This is a genomic window from Nocardia crassostreae (genome assembly GCF_001613405.1).
GTDB classification, from domain to species: domain Bacteria; phylum Actinomycetota; class Actinomycetes; order Mycobacteriales; family Mycobacteriaceae; genus Nocardia; species Nocardia crassostreae.
This window is the reverse complement of sequence record NZ_BDCH01000008.1, coordinates 69,944-85,199: the sequence shown is the minus strand read 5'-3', so window position 1 is coordinate 85,199 and position 15,256 is coordinate 69,944. Positions and strand designations below refer to the sequence as shown.

General features: G+C 65.2%; 12 protein-coding genes and 3 pseudogenes. 4 read left to right on the top strand and 11 right to left on the bottom strand.

Annotated elements, in window-relative coordinates; translation table 11 throughout:
• The 10 genes and pseudogenes from NC4_RS04440 to NC4_RS04400 all read right to left on the bottom strand — a co-directional run.
• A partial coding sequence (locus NC4_RS04440) for a hypothetical protein (RefSeq protein WP_067532628.1) occupies nucleotides 1-765 on the bottom strand: 765 nt, incomplete at its 3' end.
• 117 nt (nucleotides 766-882) lie between these two features.
• The gene (locus NC4_RS04435) at nucleotides 883-1,686 is read right to left on the bottom strand and encodes an MCE family protein (protein ID WP_369690667.1); all 804 of its coding nucleotides are present in this window, start codon (nucleotides 1,684-1,686) and stop codon (nucleotides 883-885) included.
• A 75-nt stretch (nucleotides 1,687-1,761) separates the two neighbouring features.
• The gene (locus NC4_RS44370) at nucleotides 1,762-2,055 is read right to left on the bottom strand and encodes an MlaD family protein (protein ID WP_369690666.1); all 294 of its coding nucleotides are present in this window, start codon (nucleotides 2,053-2,055) and stop codon (nucleotides 1,762-1,764) included.
• Nucleotides 2,052-3,143, bottom strand: coding sequence for an MCE family protein (locus NC4_RS04430; protein ID WP_067532624.1), 1,092 nt, complete (start codon nucleotides 3,141-3,143; stop codon nucleotides 2,052-2,054). Before NC4_RS04430 ends, NC4_RS44370 begins: the two co-directional genes overlap by 4 nt.
• Complete coding sequence (locus NC4_RS04425; RefSeq protein WP_067532622.1) at nucleotides 3,140-4,249, bottom strand: MlaD family protein; 1,110 nt, start codon at nucleotides 4,247-4,249, stop codon at nucleotides 3,140-3,142. The genes NC4_RS04430 and NC4_RS04425 overlap by 4 nt, the downstream gene beginning before the upstream one ends.
• Nucleotides 4,249-5,244 carry an MCE family protein gene (locus NC4_RS04420; RefSeq protein ID WP_067532661.1) on the bottom strand — a complete coding sequence of 332 codons (996 nt, stop codon included), beginning with the start codon at nucleotides 5,242-5,244 and terminating at the stop codon, nucleotides 4,249-4,251. Before NC4_RS04420 ends, NC4_RS04425 begins: the two co-directional genes overlap by 1 nt.
• Nucleotides 5,241-6,254: pseudogene (locus NC4_RS04415) on the bottom strand (MCE family protein). The gene NC4_RS04420 and the pseudogene NC4_RS04415 overlap by 4 nt, the downstream one beginning before the upstream one ends.
• A complete protein-coding gene (locus tag NC4_RS04410; protein WP_067532619.1) occupies nucleotides 6,251-7,741 on the bottom strand; it encodes an MlaD family protein in 1,491 nt (496 codons plus the stop codon). The pseudogene NC4_RS04415 and the gene NC4_RS04410 overlap by 4 nt, the downstream one beginning before the upstream one ends.
• Nucleotides 7,742-7,753: 12 nt before the next feature.
• A complete protein-coding gene (locus NC4_RS04405) occupies nucleotides 7,754-8,614 on the bottom strand; it encodes an ABC transporter permease (protein WP_067532616.1) in 861 nt (286 codons plus the stop codon).
• A gap of 3 nt (nucleotides 8,615-8,617) precedes the next feature.
• A pseudogene (locus NC4_RS04400) lies at nucleotides 8,618-9,436 on the bottom strand (MlaE family ABC transporter permease).
• A gap of 506 nt (nucleotides 9,437-9,942) precedes the next feature.
• Between NC4_RS04400 and NC4_RS04395 the strand changes: the two are divergent.
• Nucleotides 9,943-10,605 (top strand): chymotrypsin family serine protease, encoded by a 663-nt coding sequence (locus tag NC4_RS04395; RefSeq protein ID WP_067532613.1) that lies wholly within the window; start codon nucleotides 9,943-9,945, stop codon nucleotides 10,603-10,605.
• Between the two features lie 277 nt (nucleotides 10,606-10,882).
• On the opposite strand, the gene NC4_RS04390 is transcribed toward NC4_RS04395, so the two are convergent.
• Nucleotides 10,883-11,296, bottom strand: a complete 414-nt coding sequence (locus NC4_RS04390; protein ID WP_084528476.1) for an LppU/SCO3897 family protein — start codon at nucleotides 11,294-11,296, stop codon at nucleotides 10,883-10,885.
• 116 nt (nucleotides 11,297-11,412) lie between these two features.
• Here NC4_RS04390 and NC4_RS04385 point away from each other — a divergent pair, with 116 nt between their 5' ends.
• The 3 genes and pseudogenes from NC4_RS04385 (at nucleotide 11,413) to NC4_RS04375 (ending at nucleotide 15,245) form a co-directional block, all read left to right on the top strand.
• On the top strand, nucleotides 11,413-12,786 hold the full coding sequence (locus NC4_RS04385; protein ID WP_067532610.1) for a cytochrome P450: 1,374 nt from the start codon (nucleotides 11,413-11,415) through the stop codon (nucleotides 12,784-12,786).
• Nucleotides 12,787-13,158: 372 nt separating this feature from the next.
• Nucleotides 13,159-14,064, top strand: a pseudogene (locus NC4_RS04380) (L,D-transpeptidase).
• A 251-nt stretch (nucleotides 14,065-14,315) separates the two neighbouring features.
• A complete protein-coding gene (locus NC4_RS04375; RefSeq protein WP_067532607.1) occupies nucleotides 14,316-15,245 on the top strand; it encodes a carbohydrate ABC transporter permease in 930 nt (309 codons plus the stop codon).
• The last annotated feature ends 11 nt before the right edge of the window (nucleotides 15,246-15,256 follow it).

Here is a 15,256-nt window from a genome sequence, read left to right as displayed (position 1 = left end):
GGTGGTGGGGGCGGGGGTGCCGCCTCCGCCGGTGAGGCCCTTCATGGCGGGGGAGTCGAAGTTGGCGACTTTCCACTTGCCGTTTTCTTTCACCATGTCGGCTACGCCGGGGACGGTGAGCATGTCGGAGGTGGGGGTTACGCCATTGGAGCGGACCTGGGTGAGGATGAGGACGACCTTGGCTTTGTCGTCGCTGCCGGATTCCCAGGCGCAGTGGATCTCGTCGAGGGTGGATTTGGCTTGGACGCTGGCCATGGCTTCTTTGAGGGCGTCGGAGGCGCCGCCGAAGAATTCCAGCCACTGGCCGGTGGAGAGATCCTTGACGCGGGTGAAGTAGTCGTCGAGGTTCTTGGCGTCGTAGTTGGAGACGGCCTTGCCGAAATCGCAGGCGGCGGCGGTGGCGCCGTCGCGGGCGTCGAGTTCCTTCTGGTTGTCGGAACCCTTCTTCCAGAGCACGACTCCGGTGGCCACGGCGGCGACCAGGACCACGCCCGCGGCGAAGGCGGCGATCACGGGGACCAGCGGGAAGGCGGGCTTGGCGGCACCGGCGGCAACCGGCTTGGCGGCCTTGGCCGGAGCGGCCTTGGGCGCCTTGTCCTTGGCATCGGAGTCCTTGGCATCGGACTTCTTGGCGAGGTCCGGTTTCGCGGCGGGTGCGTCCTGCTTATCGCTCAGGTCCGTCGTGGCGGACTCATCGGCAGCGCCCCCCAGGCTGTGTCGCCTCGGCCTTCCCGGCCTCGTCTTCAGTTTTCTTAGTGGCGTCATCCGACATGAATCAGTCCCCACACTTTCTGGCGCGCCGCGGGCGCGCCGATTCGGTTCCGTCTGCGAGTATGCCGACCCGGCGGATACGCCGCCGGGACCGGGTTTGTTTCACCCTCTTCACTTGATGGGCGGCAGCGTCCGCTCGTTCGGATCGGCGTCGGCGGGCGGCAACGCGCCATTGTTGGGCACATCCGGGCGCGGTGCATTGCCCGAACCGCGAATCTGCTGATCGAACGGCGGATTCGCGCAGTAGCTGGCCCACCGCGGCAGGGTCGCCTCGGTGGCGGCCTCGTTGCGCACCTTCTTGGTCGAGTAGTCGCACCAGGTACGCGGCCAGACATCGAGAATGGTGTAGAACTCGTTGTCGTGCGCCGGAGCGCCCATGGCCTCCGAACCCACCACCAGCGCCGGGAACAGCGCCCGCAGGGCCGGGACCCGCAATTGCGCGGCCTTGGTGATGGCCACGAAGTTGGTGACCAGGCTGGTCATCGGATCGGCGGTCTTGTCGAGCACCGCGCCGAGGGCCTGCATCTGCCCGGGTGCCTGCTCCAGGATCCGCTGGAGTTCGGCATTGGCATCGTTGAACTGTTGGAACAGAACGGACGAGTTGGCCGTCAGCGTACCCAGATCCGGCTGCGCGAGCGAGGTCGTCGCATTGATGGTCTGCAGGTTCTTGATCAGGTTGGTGGTCTGCGGCAGCAGATTGTCCAGCCCGGTGGTGGCGATGCTGATGCCGTCGATGAGCGAACGCAGCTGGTCCTGACCGCCGGAGAGCGCGGTATCCAGTTCGGAGAGAATGACCTGGAACTTGTCCGGATCGATCTGCGCGATGAGTTCCACCGAATTGTCGAGCACCGACCACACCGGGGTCGGCGTCTTCACATTCTCCTTGTCGAACTGCACCACCGAACCGTCGTGCAGGTACGGCGCCTGATCGGTATTCGGCCGGAAGTCGATGTACTGCTCGCCCGCACCGGAGAGCGCGCCGACATAGATCTAGGTATCGGCCGGAATCCGGTATTTGGTGTCGATCTGGGCCGTGGCCGCGATGGCCGCGCCATTGTCCACCAGCTTGATCTCGGTGACCTTGCCGACCCGGTAGCCGCGCAGGGTCACATCGTTACCGGGCTGCAGACCGCCGGAGCGATCCAGATTGACGGTCACCGCATAGGTTTCGCGCAGCGGATTCACCCGCATCACGCTCACCGCCAGATACGCCGCGCCAAGGAGCAGGATCAGCACCAGCGCCGTATTCGACACCAGGTTCTTGTGCTGCTTCACCCAGTTCATCTGTGGCCCCCGTTGATCCGGCTGTACACGATCTGCAGCACCTGGATCAGGCTGCCCGCGAAGTCCGCGAAATCGTGCCCATCCGGGAACTTGCTATTGGCCGGATCGGTGATCAGGCCGATATCGAGCATGGTCAGGGTCGCCGCCACCGCGAGGGTATTGCCCTTGAAGGAGGCGTCCACCGCGGGCCGCAGCTCGCTCAGGGCATCCAGTGCGGGTCCGAGGTTGGCCTCGGTCTGCGACAGCGCGTTCATGAGCTGATGCACATTGTCGAGCAGGCTGGCCAGATCGTCGGTGGTGGTGTTGGCGTAATCGCCCAGCGCCGCACTGGTTGTCGAGATCTTGGTGAGCAGCTCGCCGATGGCCTGATTGTTCTCGGCAATGGCGCCGATCATGGAGGGCAGGCTGTCGGCCACCTGGCCGAGCTGATCGTGATTGCCCTCGATGGTGGTGGCCAGCGCACCGAACTGTGCGAGCACGGCGTCGATGTTCTGGCTGTTGTTGTTGAGACTGCCGACCACGCCGGTCATCTCGGTGAGCAGATGCGCCAGCTGCGGCCCGCGCCCGCCGACAATGGAGTCCATTTCGGCGGTGAGCTTGGACAGCGCCGCGATACCGCCGCCATTGAACAGCAGCGAGATCGACAGCAACAGTTCCTCGACGGTGGCTCCGGCCGAGGTATTGGTCAGCGTGTCACCGTTTTTCAGCATCTGCTGGCCGGGCGCGTCCTTGGGCTTGGACACGGCCACGAAGACATCGCCGAGCGGAGTCGCCTGCCGCAGTTCGGCGGTCGAGTTGGCGGGCAGTTCGATATCCGTGCGAATCTCCAGATCCACCAGAGCCTGGAAGTTCTTGGTCTCGATCTTGGAGACCACGCCGACATCGGAGCCGCCGATCTTGACCTTGGCCTGATCGGGCAGGTTGAGCGCGTTCTCGAATACCGCGTGCACGGTGTAGGTGTCCTCGCCCGCACCGGGTTTGGGCAGCGGCAGGCTCTCCACGGTCAGACCGCAGCCCGAGGCCGCCAGGGCCGCGGTGACCGCCAGCGCCAGGGTGGCGCGCCGGGCGCGCTGGAATCGATTGCTCATCGCGTCAGTCCCAACATGGCCGCGGTCAGACCGAAGTCCGGACCCATATCTTCGATCTTGCCGGTGCGGCAGCCATCGGCCTTCATCTGGATGCGTTCGCAGAACAGGCTGATGAGCTCGCCGGAGAACGCGGTGCCGAGAATGCCGTGCAGGCGGACGAAGCCCTTCTCCTTGTTGACCGACCGGTCCAGGTTCTGCATGAGCAGCGGCGCGATATCGACGATCTCGACCACCCCGGCCGCGTTGGCGCGCAGTTGGTTGGTGACATTGGTGAGACCGGTGAGCGTGCCGTTGAGCTGCTCGGAGTACTGCGAGAACACGCCGGAGGTATTGGCCAGGAAACCGTTCAGCTGATCCAGCGTGGCCTGCAGGCCCGGGGCCTGGTCGGCGAGCAGGGTGCTCATCTGGGTGAGCTTGTTGCTGAAATCGCGCACCGACTGGTCGTTCTCGGCCAGCATGGTGGTGAGCTCGTTCAGCTTGATAATGATGGTGGCAACCGCGTCCTTGTTGTCCACGCCGACCTTCAGCGCGCCGGACAGCGAGTTCAGCACCTCGCGCATCTTCTCGCCATTGCCGTCCATCATCGGATACAGCACCCGGCCGGACAGCGGGCCGATGCCCTCCTGTCCCTCTTGCGGTTTCAGCGCCGCGGCGAAGGCGTCGATGGTCTTGATCATGGTGTCCAGCTCGACCGGGGTCTTGGTCTGGCTGGTGGTGAGGTGCGCGTTCTCTTTGAGGGTTTCACCGCCGGTGTAGACCGGGCTCAGCTCGATGTGCCGATCGGTCACGATGGACGGCGAGATCAGCGCCGCCACCACGTCTTTGGGAATCTTCACGCCCTTGTCGACGGTCATGTGGACCTCGACGTACTCACCCTTGGGCACGATCTTGTCGACCTCGCCGACCTCGAGCCCGAGCACGGTGATCGGATTGCCCTCGAACATGCCCGCGATATTGCGGAAGTCGGCGGTGAAGTGCTGGGTCTGCCCGGCCGCGTCCTTCACGCCGAGGGGCACGATCGAGCAGCTGCCCACGGCCAGTGCCGCGGCGCCGATGAACGCGCCCTTGGCGATTCGGGCGAGGGTGGACGTATTGATGGCTCGCATTACTGGCACCCCTCATTCACCTGCGCGAAGCACAGCCAGTTGTCCGGGAACAGCCACGGCAGGGCGACCTCGCCGTAGTTGCCGTTGCCGAAGACATTGTTGAAGGTGCGCAAGGACACCGGCATGATCGACAGCAGCCGATCCAGATTGTCCTTGTTCTTCTGCAGGCCCTCGGCCATGGTCTGCAGCTGTGTCAGGGTCGGGCCGAACTGATCGTTGTTCTCGGCGCCGATGGCCTGCAGCTGCCCGCTCAGGGTGGCGATATTGTCCAGCAGCGAACGCAGCAGTGCCTGGCGTTCCATCACCCGATTGGCGATGGCCTCGCCCTGGGTGATCACCAGCAGCACGCTGTTGCGGTTGTCGCCCAGGATGGTGGTGACCCGGTCCAGATCCTTGAGCAGCTGGTCCACCGCGTCCTTGCGGTCGTTCATGGTCTTGGCCAGCGCGCCGATGGAGTCGAGCGCCTGCACGGTCAGCGCCGGGGTGTCACCCAGCTGCTGGTTGATCAGATCGAGCGACTGCGCCAGCTTCTGCGTGTCGAGCGCCTCGAACTTCGGCGTGCCCTCCTGCACCACATCGGCCAGGTTGTAGGGAACGGCGGTATTGGACTTGGGGATTCGATCGTCCGGCAGCCCGGAGCCGTCACCCGGATCCAGGTCCACGAAGCGGGCGCCCAGCAGCGTCGCCATCTTGATGGAGGCGCGCGCGTCCGGGCCCAGCTTCACGTCATGGCTGACCGCGAGGGTGAGCAGCACGTGATCGCCCTCGAGTTCGGCGGCGGCGACCCGGCCCACCGGAACGCCGGAGACGTCCACCTTGTCGCCGACCTTGACGCCCGCGGTCTGGGCGAATTCGGCCTTGATGGACTGCTCACCGACCCCCAGCATGCGGAAGGTGCTGGAGGCGACGAGCAGCCCGACAATGAGCGCGGCGCCCAGGACGCCGAGCCAGAAGTTGCGGTTGGAATCGAAGCGGGACTTGAGTTTCGAGATCATGGCCGGCACACCGCCGAGTGGGAGTTGCCGCCGATCTGATTGAACAGACCGCGCGGGAAGAGGACACCGTACAGCGAAACATCCAGAGAGCAGATGTACGCATTGGCGTACGTGCCGTTCTGGGTGAACTTGCCGATATCGGCGAGGATGGCGGGCAGGTCCACAGCCGCCCGATCGAGCTTCTCGCCATTGGCGATGAGCAGGGTCAGGGCGTCGCGGGTGGCGTTCTGGGCCAGGGCCAGCTTCGGCTGGATCTGCCCGATCATGGCCACCAGCGCTGTGGTGGCGTCGGCGATCTGCACCGTCGAGGCCTGCAGCGACTGGCCCTGGGCGTACAGGCCGCCGATGAGCGCGCGGGTCTGCGTCACCAGGGTCTCCAGTTCGTCACCGCGCCGGGCCAGGCCGGACATGACGCCGGACAGGTTGGTGATCACCGAGGACAGGATGGCGTCGCGCCGCTGGAAATTGCTCGCCAGCGCCGCCGCCTGGGTGATGAAGGTGCTCAACGAGACTCCGTCGCCCTGTAGCGCCTGGACGAAGGTATTGGACAGGCTGTTCACCTGTTCCGGCTGCAGCACCTCGAACAGCGGCTGGAATCCATTGAGCAGGCCCGAGATGTCGAAGGACGGCTCGGTGCGCTCCAGCGGAATCGACGCGTTGTTCTTCAGCGGCGTGTGATCGCCGCCCTTCTTGTCCGGGGCCAGCGCGAGATACCGCTGCCCGATGAGGTTCTAGTAGCGGACCAGCGCCTTGGTATCGCCGAACAGCGTCTGATCGCGCTGCACGATGAAGGTCACCTTGGCATTGTTCTGCTTGTCGAGATCGATGCCCTCGACCTTGCCGACGCGCACCCCGGCCATCCGGACGTCATCGCCCTCGCGCAGGCCGAGCACATCGGTGAAGGTGGCCGAATAGGTATTGGTCGAGCCTTCCACGGTGCGGGCGAGGGTATTCCAGATGACCGCGGTCACCAGGATCGCCACCACCGCGAAGAGGCTGAAGCCGATCAGCGGTTTGCGATAGCTCCCTTGGCCGCCCCGCTTTCGGTCACTTGCAAGGTTCCACCCCTCAGAATCGAGCTCAGCAGCAGGTATTCACCCGCGGTGGGCTTGCGGCCCAGCATGGCGATAATGGCCTGCTCGGTATTGAGCGAGATCGGCCCGGCCGCCGCGGGCACCGTGCCCTCCGGATTCGGCTTGGTCTCCGGCGCCGCGCCCGGCACCGTCGGCACGCCGAACAGGTTCGGGAACAGATCCTCGAGCGGGGTGCCCGAGAGCGGGTTGCCCGGCTGCGCGCCGGGTGCGGTGGCCTCGCCGGAATTGATGCCCGGAATGACCGGGAACCCGTCCGGCACCGGCAGACTCGGCAGCCCGGCCGCGGATTCGAGGGCCCGCGGGCGCAGCGATTCCGGCAGCACGCCCGGATCCGATTCCAGGGGCGCGGTGTAGCAGCTCGGGGCGGCCGGCTCGCCGTAGCGCGGGCAGTCGGCCTGCGTGTACGGCTTGTACGGCGTGAAGGTGAGGCCCAGGTTCCAGACCATCTGCCGCTGCGGACCCCAGTGGAAGGTGGTGGACAGCGCGCGGATCGACTTGTTGAGGTTCTCGATGGCCTTCGGGATGGCGCCCGGATCGTCGGACATGGCGCCGAACAGTGCGCTGGTGCCGGTGGTGACTTCCTTGCCCACATCCGGATTCCGGGCGAACAGGGCATTGACCTTGTCCACCGTGCTGGAGGTGCCCGCAATGAGCGAGATGAGCTCGGCGCGCCGATCGGAGATGGTCTGCGCGGTGCGCACCGAATCCGCCAGCACCCCCATGAGTTCCGGCGCGGACTGGTTCAAAGCCTGGAAGGCGGTGGAGAAATCGCTCAGCATGACGCCGAGATCCGGAATGGACTCGTCCACGGCCAGCAGCCACCGATCCACCCGTTCGACGGTGGAGCCGGGCATGCGGCCGCTGCCGTCCAGGGCGTAGGACAGGGTGCCCAGCACCCGGCCGAACTGCACCGGATCGATCTTGCTGAGGATATTGCGCACCGTGGTGAGCGTGTCCTGCAGCGCGATGGTGCCCTTGGAGGTGTCCTCGGAGATCTGCGAACCCTCCTTCAGGAACACCGAATCCGGCCCGTTGTAGACGAGCTCGACCGAGGTCACGGCGAACAGGTTGGACGGCACCACGCGGGCGGTCACATTGGCCGGGATGTCGCCGGTGTACTCCGGCTTCATCTCGATGTGCACTTCCTGCTTCTCGCCCTTGGCGGCGACCGAGACATCCTTGACCGCGCCCACCAGCACGCCGCGGAACTTCACGTCCGCCTTCTCGGGCAGACCGTCACCGGTGGTGGTGAGATTCGCGGTGACGTTCACCTTTTCGACGAACTTGCCCTGATAGCGCGCCATCAGGAAGCCCAGCACGAGGGCTATGACCGCGAGCCCGCAGAGTCCGGCAATGATGAGCTGCCGCATGGTCGGGCCGCGCCCGCTCGGATCGATGATCATCGTGTGCGCCCCCTATCCCGAGATCCGGATGCCGGGGTCCACACCCCAGATGGCCAAGGTCATGAACAGGTCCGCGAACACCACCGCGATGATGCAGAGTTTGATCGCGCGACCGGCCGCGACGCCGACGCCCTCCGGGCCACCCGAGGCGAAAAAGCCGTAGTAGCACTGGATGAACGTGGTGATCGCGACGAAGATGATCGCTTTCAGCAGTGAGTACAGCACATCCTGCGGTATCAGGAACTGATAGAAGTAGTGCTGGAAGGTGCCTGTCGCGGTGCCGCCGATGAGCGTCACGGTCAGCGAGCAGGAGATGTAGGCCAGCGGCAGCGCGATGCAGTACAGCGGCACGATGGCGATCATGGCCGCGATCATGCGGGTGCTGACCAGATACGGAAGCGGCCGGATGGCAACCGATTCCAGCGCGTCGATCTCCTCGGAGATGCGCATGGCGCCCAACTGTGCGGTGAACCGGCAGCCCGCCTGGGCCGCGAAGGCCAGGGTGGCGAGCATCGGGCCCAGCTCACGCGTGGTGGCGAAGGCCGAGATGGCGCCGGTCAGCGGGCTCAGCCCGAGCAGGTTCAGCGAGGTGTACCCCTGGATGGCGACGGTCATGCCGCCGAACGCCGACAGGATGAGCACCACGCCGATGGTGCCGCCGCCGACGACGAGATTGCCGTTGCCCCAGGTCACATCGGACAGCAGCCGCCAGACCTCCTTGGGGTAGTGCTTGAAGGCCATCGGCATGGAGCCAACGGACCGCAGGAAGAAGACCTGGTGGCCGATGCGCGCGACGAAGTCGACCGGCGACTGCGCGACACCCTTGATGCGCTGGAACGGCCGCAGCAGCGGCGGAACATACGTTGCTGACACGACTCAGACCATCTGTGGGGGGAAGAAGGAGTTGTAGAGCTGCGTCATGATCAGGTTGACGCCGAAGAGCATGACGGCGGACATGACCACCGCGGTGTTCACCGCATTCGCGACGCCGCCCGGTCCGCCCTTGGCATTGAGCCCGGCATCGCAGGCGATGATGGCGGCGAGCAGCCCGAAGATGAGCGATTTCAGCAGCGCCACGAACAGGTCGATGGTCACCGCGAAGGAGGAGAAGGTTCCGATGTAGGAGCCGGGGGTGCCGCCCTGGGCGAAGATATTGAAGATGTAGCCGGTCAGGAAGCCGACGAAAACCACGAAGCCGCACAGCAGTACGGACACCAGCATGGCCGCCCCGAGGCGCGGGGCCACCAGCCGGCGCATGGGATCCACGCCCATGACCTTCATGGCGTCGATCTCCGCGCGAATGGTGCGCGAGCCGAGATCGGCGCAGATGGCGGATCCGACCGCACCGGCGATCATGAGCGAGGTCACCAGCGGCGCGCCCTGCTGAATGATGCCGAGGCCATTGGCCGCGCCGATGAACGAGGTGGCGCCGACCTGCCCGGCCACCGAGCCGACCTGAATCGAGACGATGACGGCGATCGGAATGGCCACCAGCAGGGTCGGAGCGGCGGCGACATTGGCCATGAAGGCGCACTGGCGGATGAACTCGCCGAAGGGGAAGCGCTTGCGGAATATGGCGATGAACAGCTCGGCCACCGCCGCCACGCCCATGACCATCATCCGGCCACCGGTCTCGAAGGACCGCTTGGGATGGTCCTGTCAGTACTCCTTGGCCCAGTTCACGGCCGTATTCATCCGTGATTCCGTTGGGCTCCCCTGCCCACCCAGGCTTTTGGTCAACTGCACCGACTACCCCTCTCGACGCCGGGAACCCGCCTCCGGCGACTGTTTGCTTGACGCACCTTACTACGGAGTTAGGAAAAACACATCACGCCCTTGTGGTTCCGGTCATAGAGCCGGATCACTTTCGACGATCTGTTGTGAACAGCCACATCACGGTTAGTTTACAGCCCAAAGAACCTGGCGATATTCTAGAACTTGTTCTAGTTCTCTATGCCGAGTCAGAGCAATCCGGCATTGTGAACATCCGCCGGGTAAGAACTAATAGGAATCAATTTATCGGAAATCCACCCGGCTCGGGGATTGTTCCGATAACTCCTATCCAACTAGGTATCGGACCTCCGGCGCGGGAGGACACGGCTCGGCAACATGTGGCAGTACAACCAGCACCCGGGGACGAATACTGACAGGATGTGTGCAGCAACAGGTTGATTCGAGCGGCTTCCGACGTCTGGAGGGTCATGATCAGGAAACTTGCCGGGGTGGCCGGCGCCTTCGCCCTTGCCCTGAGCGCGGTAGCGCTCAGCGCCGGAACCGCGAACGCCGAACCCACGGCAGTCATCGGTGGTGGATCCGGGATCATCATCGACGATATGTACGAGTGCACCGTGACCACCATCGGTCACGACAATGCGGGTCGGCTCGTCGGTCTCACGGCCGGGCATTGCGGCGATCCGGGCGCACGGGTCTACGCGGAGGCCGCCCGCGGCACCGGGGAGATCGGCAAGTTCGTCTACTCCAACCACGAACTCGATTACGCGGTGATCCAGTTCGATCCGGACAAGGTCGTTCCGGTCAATCGCATCGGCAATGTGACCATCACCGGACTCGGCGGGCCGCCCGGATTCCCCATGATCGTCTGTAAGGAAGACCGCACCACCGGCAATACCTGCGGACTGTCCTGGGGTGACGTCTTCGGCTCGGGTATCGAGACCTGGAGCCAGATGTGCGTGGTGGAAGGCGATTCCGGTGCGCCGGTGGTGGTCGGCAGCACCCTCGTCGGCATGGTGAACGCCTACCTGGCCATCGCCTGCTTCGGGCCCGAGGTCGGGACGAACATGTCCACGATCATGGACAACATCAATGCGCGCGGCGGGATCGGGGCGGGGTACTACCCCATCTAGCCGGGCCGAAAATGCCTGAAAGGGGCGGTGATCCGAGGATCACCGCCCCTTTCGCGTCCGGACGCTAGAGCGTATTGACGCAGACGACGAACTTCCGCTCGTCCTAGGTGCGGCCCTGTTCGCCCAGGGTGCAGTCGTCCACGCTGGTGGAGTTCTTGACGATCTCGAGCACCTTCACGCCGTCGATGGCCGTCCGGCTGGTGCATTCGATCCGCTTCGGCATGGTGTCACGGTCACCCATATCGATGCAGTCGCCGATGACCCAGTCGATATCCAGTCAGATCGCGCCGGTTTCCACACCGGCCAGGGTTTCGTAGTACGCCTGGTCGACATCGGTCGGGCACAGGTCGTTGGTGCGGGCCTTGGCCACCACCTTGTAATTGGAGTCCTTGCTCCCGCGGGTGGCCTCGGTGATGGTGGCGTCCTCGCTGGTGCCGCCCAGTTTCACGCAATCACCGATGCTGGCCTGGAAGTCGGTGTCGCCGCCCTTGTCGGCATTCGTGGTGGTGGGGGCGGCCTTGGTGGTGGGCCGGGATTTGGTGGTGGACGGGGTGGTCGCCGAGACCACGGCGGCCAAATCGCCGTCGGCGACGGCGGTGCCGTTGATGGTGGATCCGCAGCCCGCGATCAGCAGGGCGACGGCGGAGATCACCGGTACGGCGATCCGGGCGGAAATCTGCTGACGCAACACAAGCAGTCCTCAATTGATCTTCGGGTTTACGCCGACATGCTTACACGCCCGCACCGACAGCGTCGGCTCGGTTCCGCCCACCGAACCGGGGGTGCGGCGACCTCGTATAGGAGGACATGAGCACCGCGGCGGACGCCCTCGCCGGACCCGGCGCACTCCGGGAACCACGGCTGGTGCCGCTGCACGCGATGGCGGCCGGAATCGACTTCGAGCGCTATTTCCGCTGGCGGCACGGCCGGGACGGGGACCCGTTCCTGGTGCGGTTCCCGGGCTTCGGATCGGCGGTGTTCACCGGGACGCCCGCGGGCGCGCGCGAGCTGTTCCGGGCGCCGCCGGAGATGTTGCGGCCGCCGCTGCCCAACCCCATCGAACCCATGGTCGGCCCGGCGTCGCTCATCCTGTCCCGCGGCGCCAAGCACCGGCAGGACCGGGCGCTGCTGACCCCCGCATTTCATCGGAGTCGAATCAGCGCGTACGGCACTGTAATTCGCGATGCCGCCCGGGCGGAGCTGGCCGGTGAACGCACCGGGGCGGTATGGCGGCCCGGTAGCAGAATCGATGCGAGGGCCGCGGCGCGCGCAATTGCATTGCGCGTCATTCTCGCAGCGGTATTCGGAATCGAGGACCCCGAGCGGCGTGCCGAATACACTGCGGCGACAACGGAATTCCTGAACTCTTTCGGGGGAACGCTGTTTCTGGTTCCGGCATTACGGCGTAATTTGTTCGTTTTGTCCGGATGGGAGCGATTCACCGCGGCGCGCGATCGATTCGACGTACTCATCGACGGCGAAATCCGGCGCCGCCGCGCGGCCGGTGGCGGCGGTTCGGACCTGCTGGGGCTGCTGCTGGCGACGCGATATGACGACGGCACCGCCATGACCGACTGTGACCTGCGTGAACAGCTGCGCACCCTGCTGGTGGCCGGGCACGAGACCACCGCGACGGCACTGGTCTGGGCGCTGTACCGGCTGCACCGGGAACCGGAGGCGCTGCGCCGGTTGCGCGCGGAATTGGACGCGGCCGGGCCCGATCCCGATCCGCTGGACCTTGTGACACTTCCCAATCTGGATGCGGTGTGCCAGGAGACGCTGCGTCTGCACCCGCCGGTGCCGATCGTATTGCGCAGGCTCACCGGAGATTTCGAGTTGCGCGGGGCGCGGCTGCGGGCGGGCGACACCATGGGCATCGCGGTGCCGCTGCTGCACTCCGATCCGGCGGTCTGGCCCGACCCGCAGCGGGTCCGGCCGCAGCGCTTCCTCGAACGCCGGTACAGCCCATTCGAATTCGCGCCCTACGGCGGCGGGCACCGGCGCTGCGTCGGTGCGACGCTGGCGGACTACGAGTTGCGGATCGTCCTGGCCACCGTGCTCGGCGCGGTACGGCTGCGGCTGTCGCCGCGCTTCGCGCGCGGGCGGACGCCACTGACCGTGCCACACAACATTGCGACCGGTCCGCATGCGGCAATAACCTTCGACGTCCTCGAACCCTGATGCGACCCCGGTGATTTCGATCACAACCAGGTTTGGCGGCGGGTACGCCCGGACATCTGGCACGGTCCGGGACCACATTCCGACTCGCCGACCTGAACGGCGCATACACATCACACGAGAGGTGCGCGCCCGGTGATGTGACGCTCCCCACGCCACGAGGTCGGTATGCATAACTGCCAGAACGCAATTGGCACACCTCGGATCGCCCTGTAGTAATGGGTGTCGCAAGAACTGATTTCGCAAGTTCGGGGTAACTCCTGGGGTACGCCCAGAATCGGGTTGCTCCCCAACCGCCGCCACGCGTTCCCAGCCGTTTACGGCTCCCTGCCGTGCGCCAAAGTCACGGAGAGGCGGCACGGAAGGACCAAAGCTGTGCGCGTTACCCGCTACCGGAAGTCGGGACTGATCGCCCTCGCCGCCATCGCGGCGACCGGAGCCGTGGTGGCAGCGCCCGCATCGGCAGCCCCGCTATGGCCGGGCGGCCCGGAAATCCCGGGCGTGCCCTCGGCCGTCATGCCGCAACCCGTTCCGGGCGATCTGCCCACCGCCCCCGGCGCGAGCTCGCCGCTGCCGCCCGCCAACTTCACCGCGCCCAATATCACCCCCGGTGACGGCTAGGTGGTCGGCGTAGCCCAGCCCGTCATCATCAACTTCAAGGAGCCGGTGAGCGATCACGCGGCCGCCGAGAAGGCCATCCGCATCACCTCCACCAATAAAGTGGACGGCCACTTCTACTGGATGGGCGACAAGCAGGTGCGCTGGCGGCCCGAGTCGTTCTGGCCCGCCGGTTCCCAGGTGACCGTCGAGGCGGGCGGCACCAAGGTCGCCTACGAGATCGGCGACGAGTTCATCGCCACCGCCGACGACACCACCCACCAGATCACCGTGACCCGCAATGGCGAGGTCGTCCGGGTCATGCCGACCTCCATGGGCAAGACCGGGCACGAGACCCCGAACGGGACCTATATCGTCAGCGACCGGAATCGCAAGATGATCATGGATTCCTCCACCTACGGCGTGCCGGTGACCGCACCCGAGGGTTACAAGCTCGAGGTCGAGTACGCGACCCGCATGTCCAACAGCGGCATCTTCGTGCACGCCGCCCCGTGGTCGGTGGCACAGCAGGGCAAGTCCAACTCCTCGCACGGCTGCCTGAACGTGAGCACCGAGGACGCGAAGTGGTTCCAGGAGAACGTGAAGCGCGGTGACCCGGTCATCGTGCAGAACACCAAGGGCGGCACCCTGAACCCCGCCGACGGCTACGGCGACTGGAACTGAATTTCCCGCACGGCACCCCCTACCCCTCGCGGGTGGGGGGTGTTGTCGTTTCCGGGCCGAGTTCGCACTGGTCACAACGCTATCCGCGATTTCGACCTTGAAACAGACTGGGCAGACTTACCATTCGTCCCATGTCAGCGCCGCTCGCGGATGCATCCGGTGAACAGACGGTTGCGCCCGCGCGCCGACTATTCAACCGCAAGGCATCCCACCGTTACCGGCTATTCGCGCGCAACCGACACGCTGCGCGAGTGAGATCGAGCCCCGAACGAGTATTGCCGCAGCCCCGGGGGCGCGGCTGGCGCAGTAGACCCTGGTCGGATTACGCGTTGTTCTTCGTGCTCGTCGCACCGAATCTCATTCTGCTGTCGGTGTTTGTTTACCGGCCGCTCATTGACAACATCCGGCTGTCGTTCTTCGACTGGAATATTTCCGATACCAACGCCACCTTCGTCGGCTTCGACAACTACACCGAGTGGTGGGGCCGGGACGACTCCTGGCAAGTTGTCAGCAACACGGTGGTCTTCACCATTGCCGCCGTCATCGGCAGTATGGTGCTGGGTTTGGCCCTCGCGCTGCTGCTGGATCGGAAGCTGTTCGGGCGCAATGTGGTCCGCTCGGCCATCTTCACGCCGTTCGTCATCTCCGGCGCCGCCATCGGCGTGGCCTTCCAGTTCATCTTCGATCCCGGCTTCGGGCTGGTGCAGGACGTACTGCACAAACTCGGGGTGGCGAAGGTGCCGGACTTCTATCAGGACCCCACCTGGGCCATGGTCATGGTGACCGTGACCTATCTGTGGAAGAACCTCGGCTATACCTTCGTCATCTATCTGGCCGCGCTGCAAGGCATTCGGCAGGATCTCATGGAGGCCGCCGAGATCGACGGCGCGAGCCGCTGGACCAGCTTCACCCGGGTGCTGCTGCCGCAGCTGCGGCCCACCACCTTCTTCCTGTCCATCACCGTGCTGCTGAACTCGCTGCAGGTCTTCGACATCATCTACACCATGACCCGCGGCGGGCCGCTGGGCACCGGCACCACCACCATGGTCGTGCAGGTTTATCGGGAATCCTTCGTCAACTTCCGGGCCGGATACGGCGCGACGGTGGCCACCATCATGTTCCTGGTGCTGCTGATCGTGACCCTCGTCCAGGTACGCGTCATGGATCGGGGCTATCAGTGAAACTCGGCTCC

Coding starts and splice junctions, on each gene's coding strand:
- NC4_RS04410 (WP_067532619.1), bottom strand. CDS start 7,741: ATGATCATCGATCCGAGCGGGCGCGGCCCGACCATGCGGCAGCTCATC.
- NC4_RS04385 (WP_067532610.1), top strand. CDS start 11,413: ATGAGCACCGCGGCGGACGCCCTCGCCGGACCCGGCGCACTCCGGGAA.
- NC4_RS04425 (WP_067532622.1), bottom strand. CDS start 4,249: ATGCGAGCCATCAATACGTCCACCCTCGCCCGAATCGCCAAGGGCGCG.
- NC4_RS04395 (WP_067532613.1), top strand. CDS start 9,943: ATGATCAGGAAACTTGCCGGGGTGGCCGGCGCCTTCGCCCTTGCCCTG.
- NC4_RS04430 (WP_067532624.1), bottom strand. CDS start 3,143: ATGAGCAATCGATTCCAGCGCGCCCGGCGCGCCACCCTGGCGCTGGCG.
- NC4_RS44370 (WP_369690666.1), bottom strand. CDS start 2,055: ATGAACTGGGTGAAGCAGCACAAGAACCTGGTGTCGAATACGGCGCTG.
- NC4_RS04420 (WP_067532661.1), bottom strand. CDS start 5,244: ATGATCTCGAAACTCAAGTCCCGCTTCGATTCCAACCGCAACTTCTGG.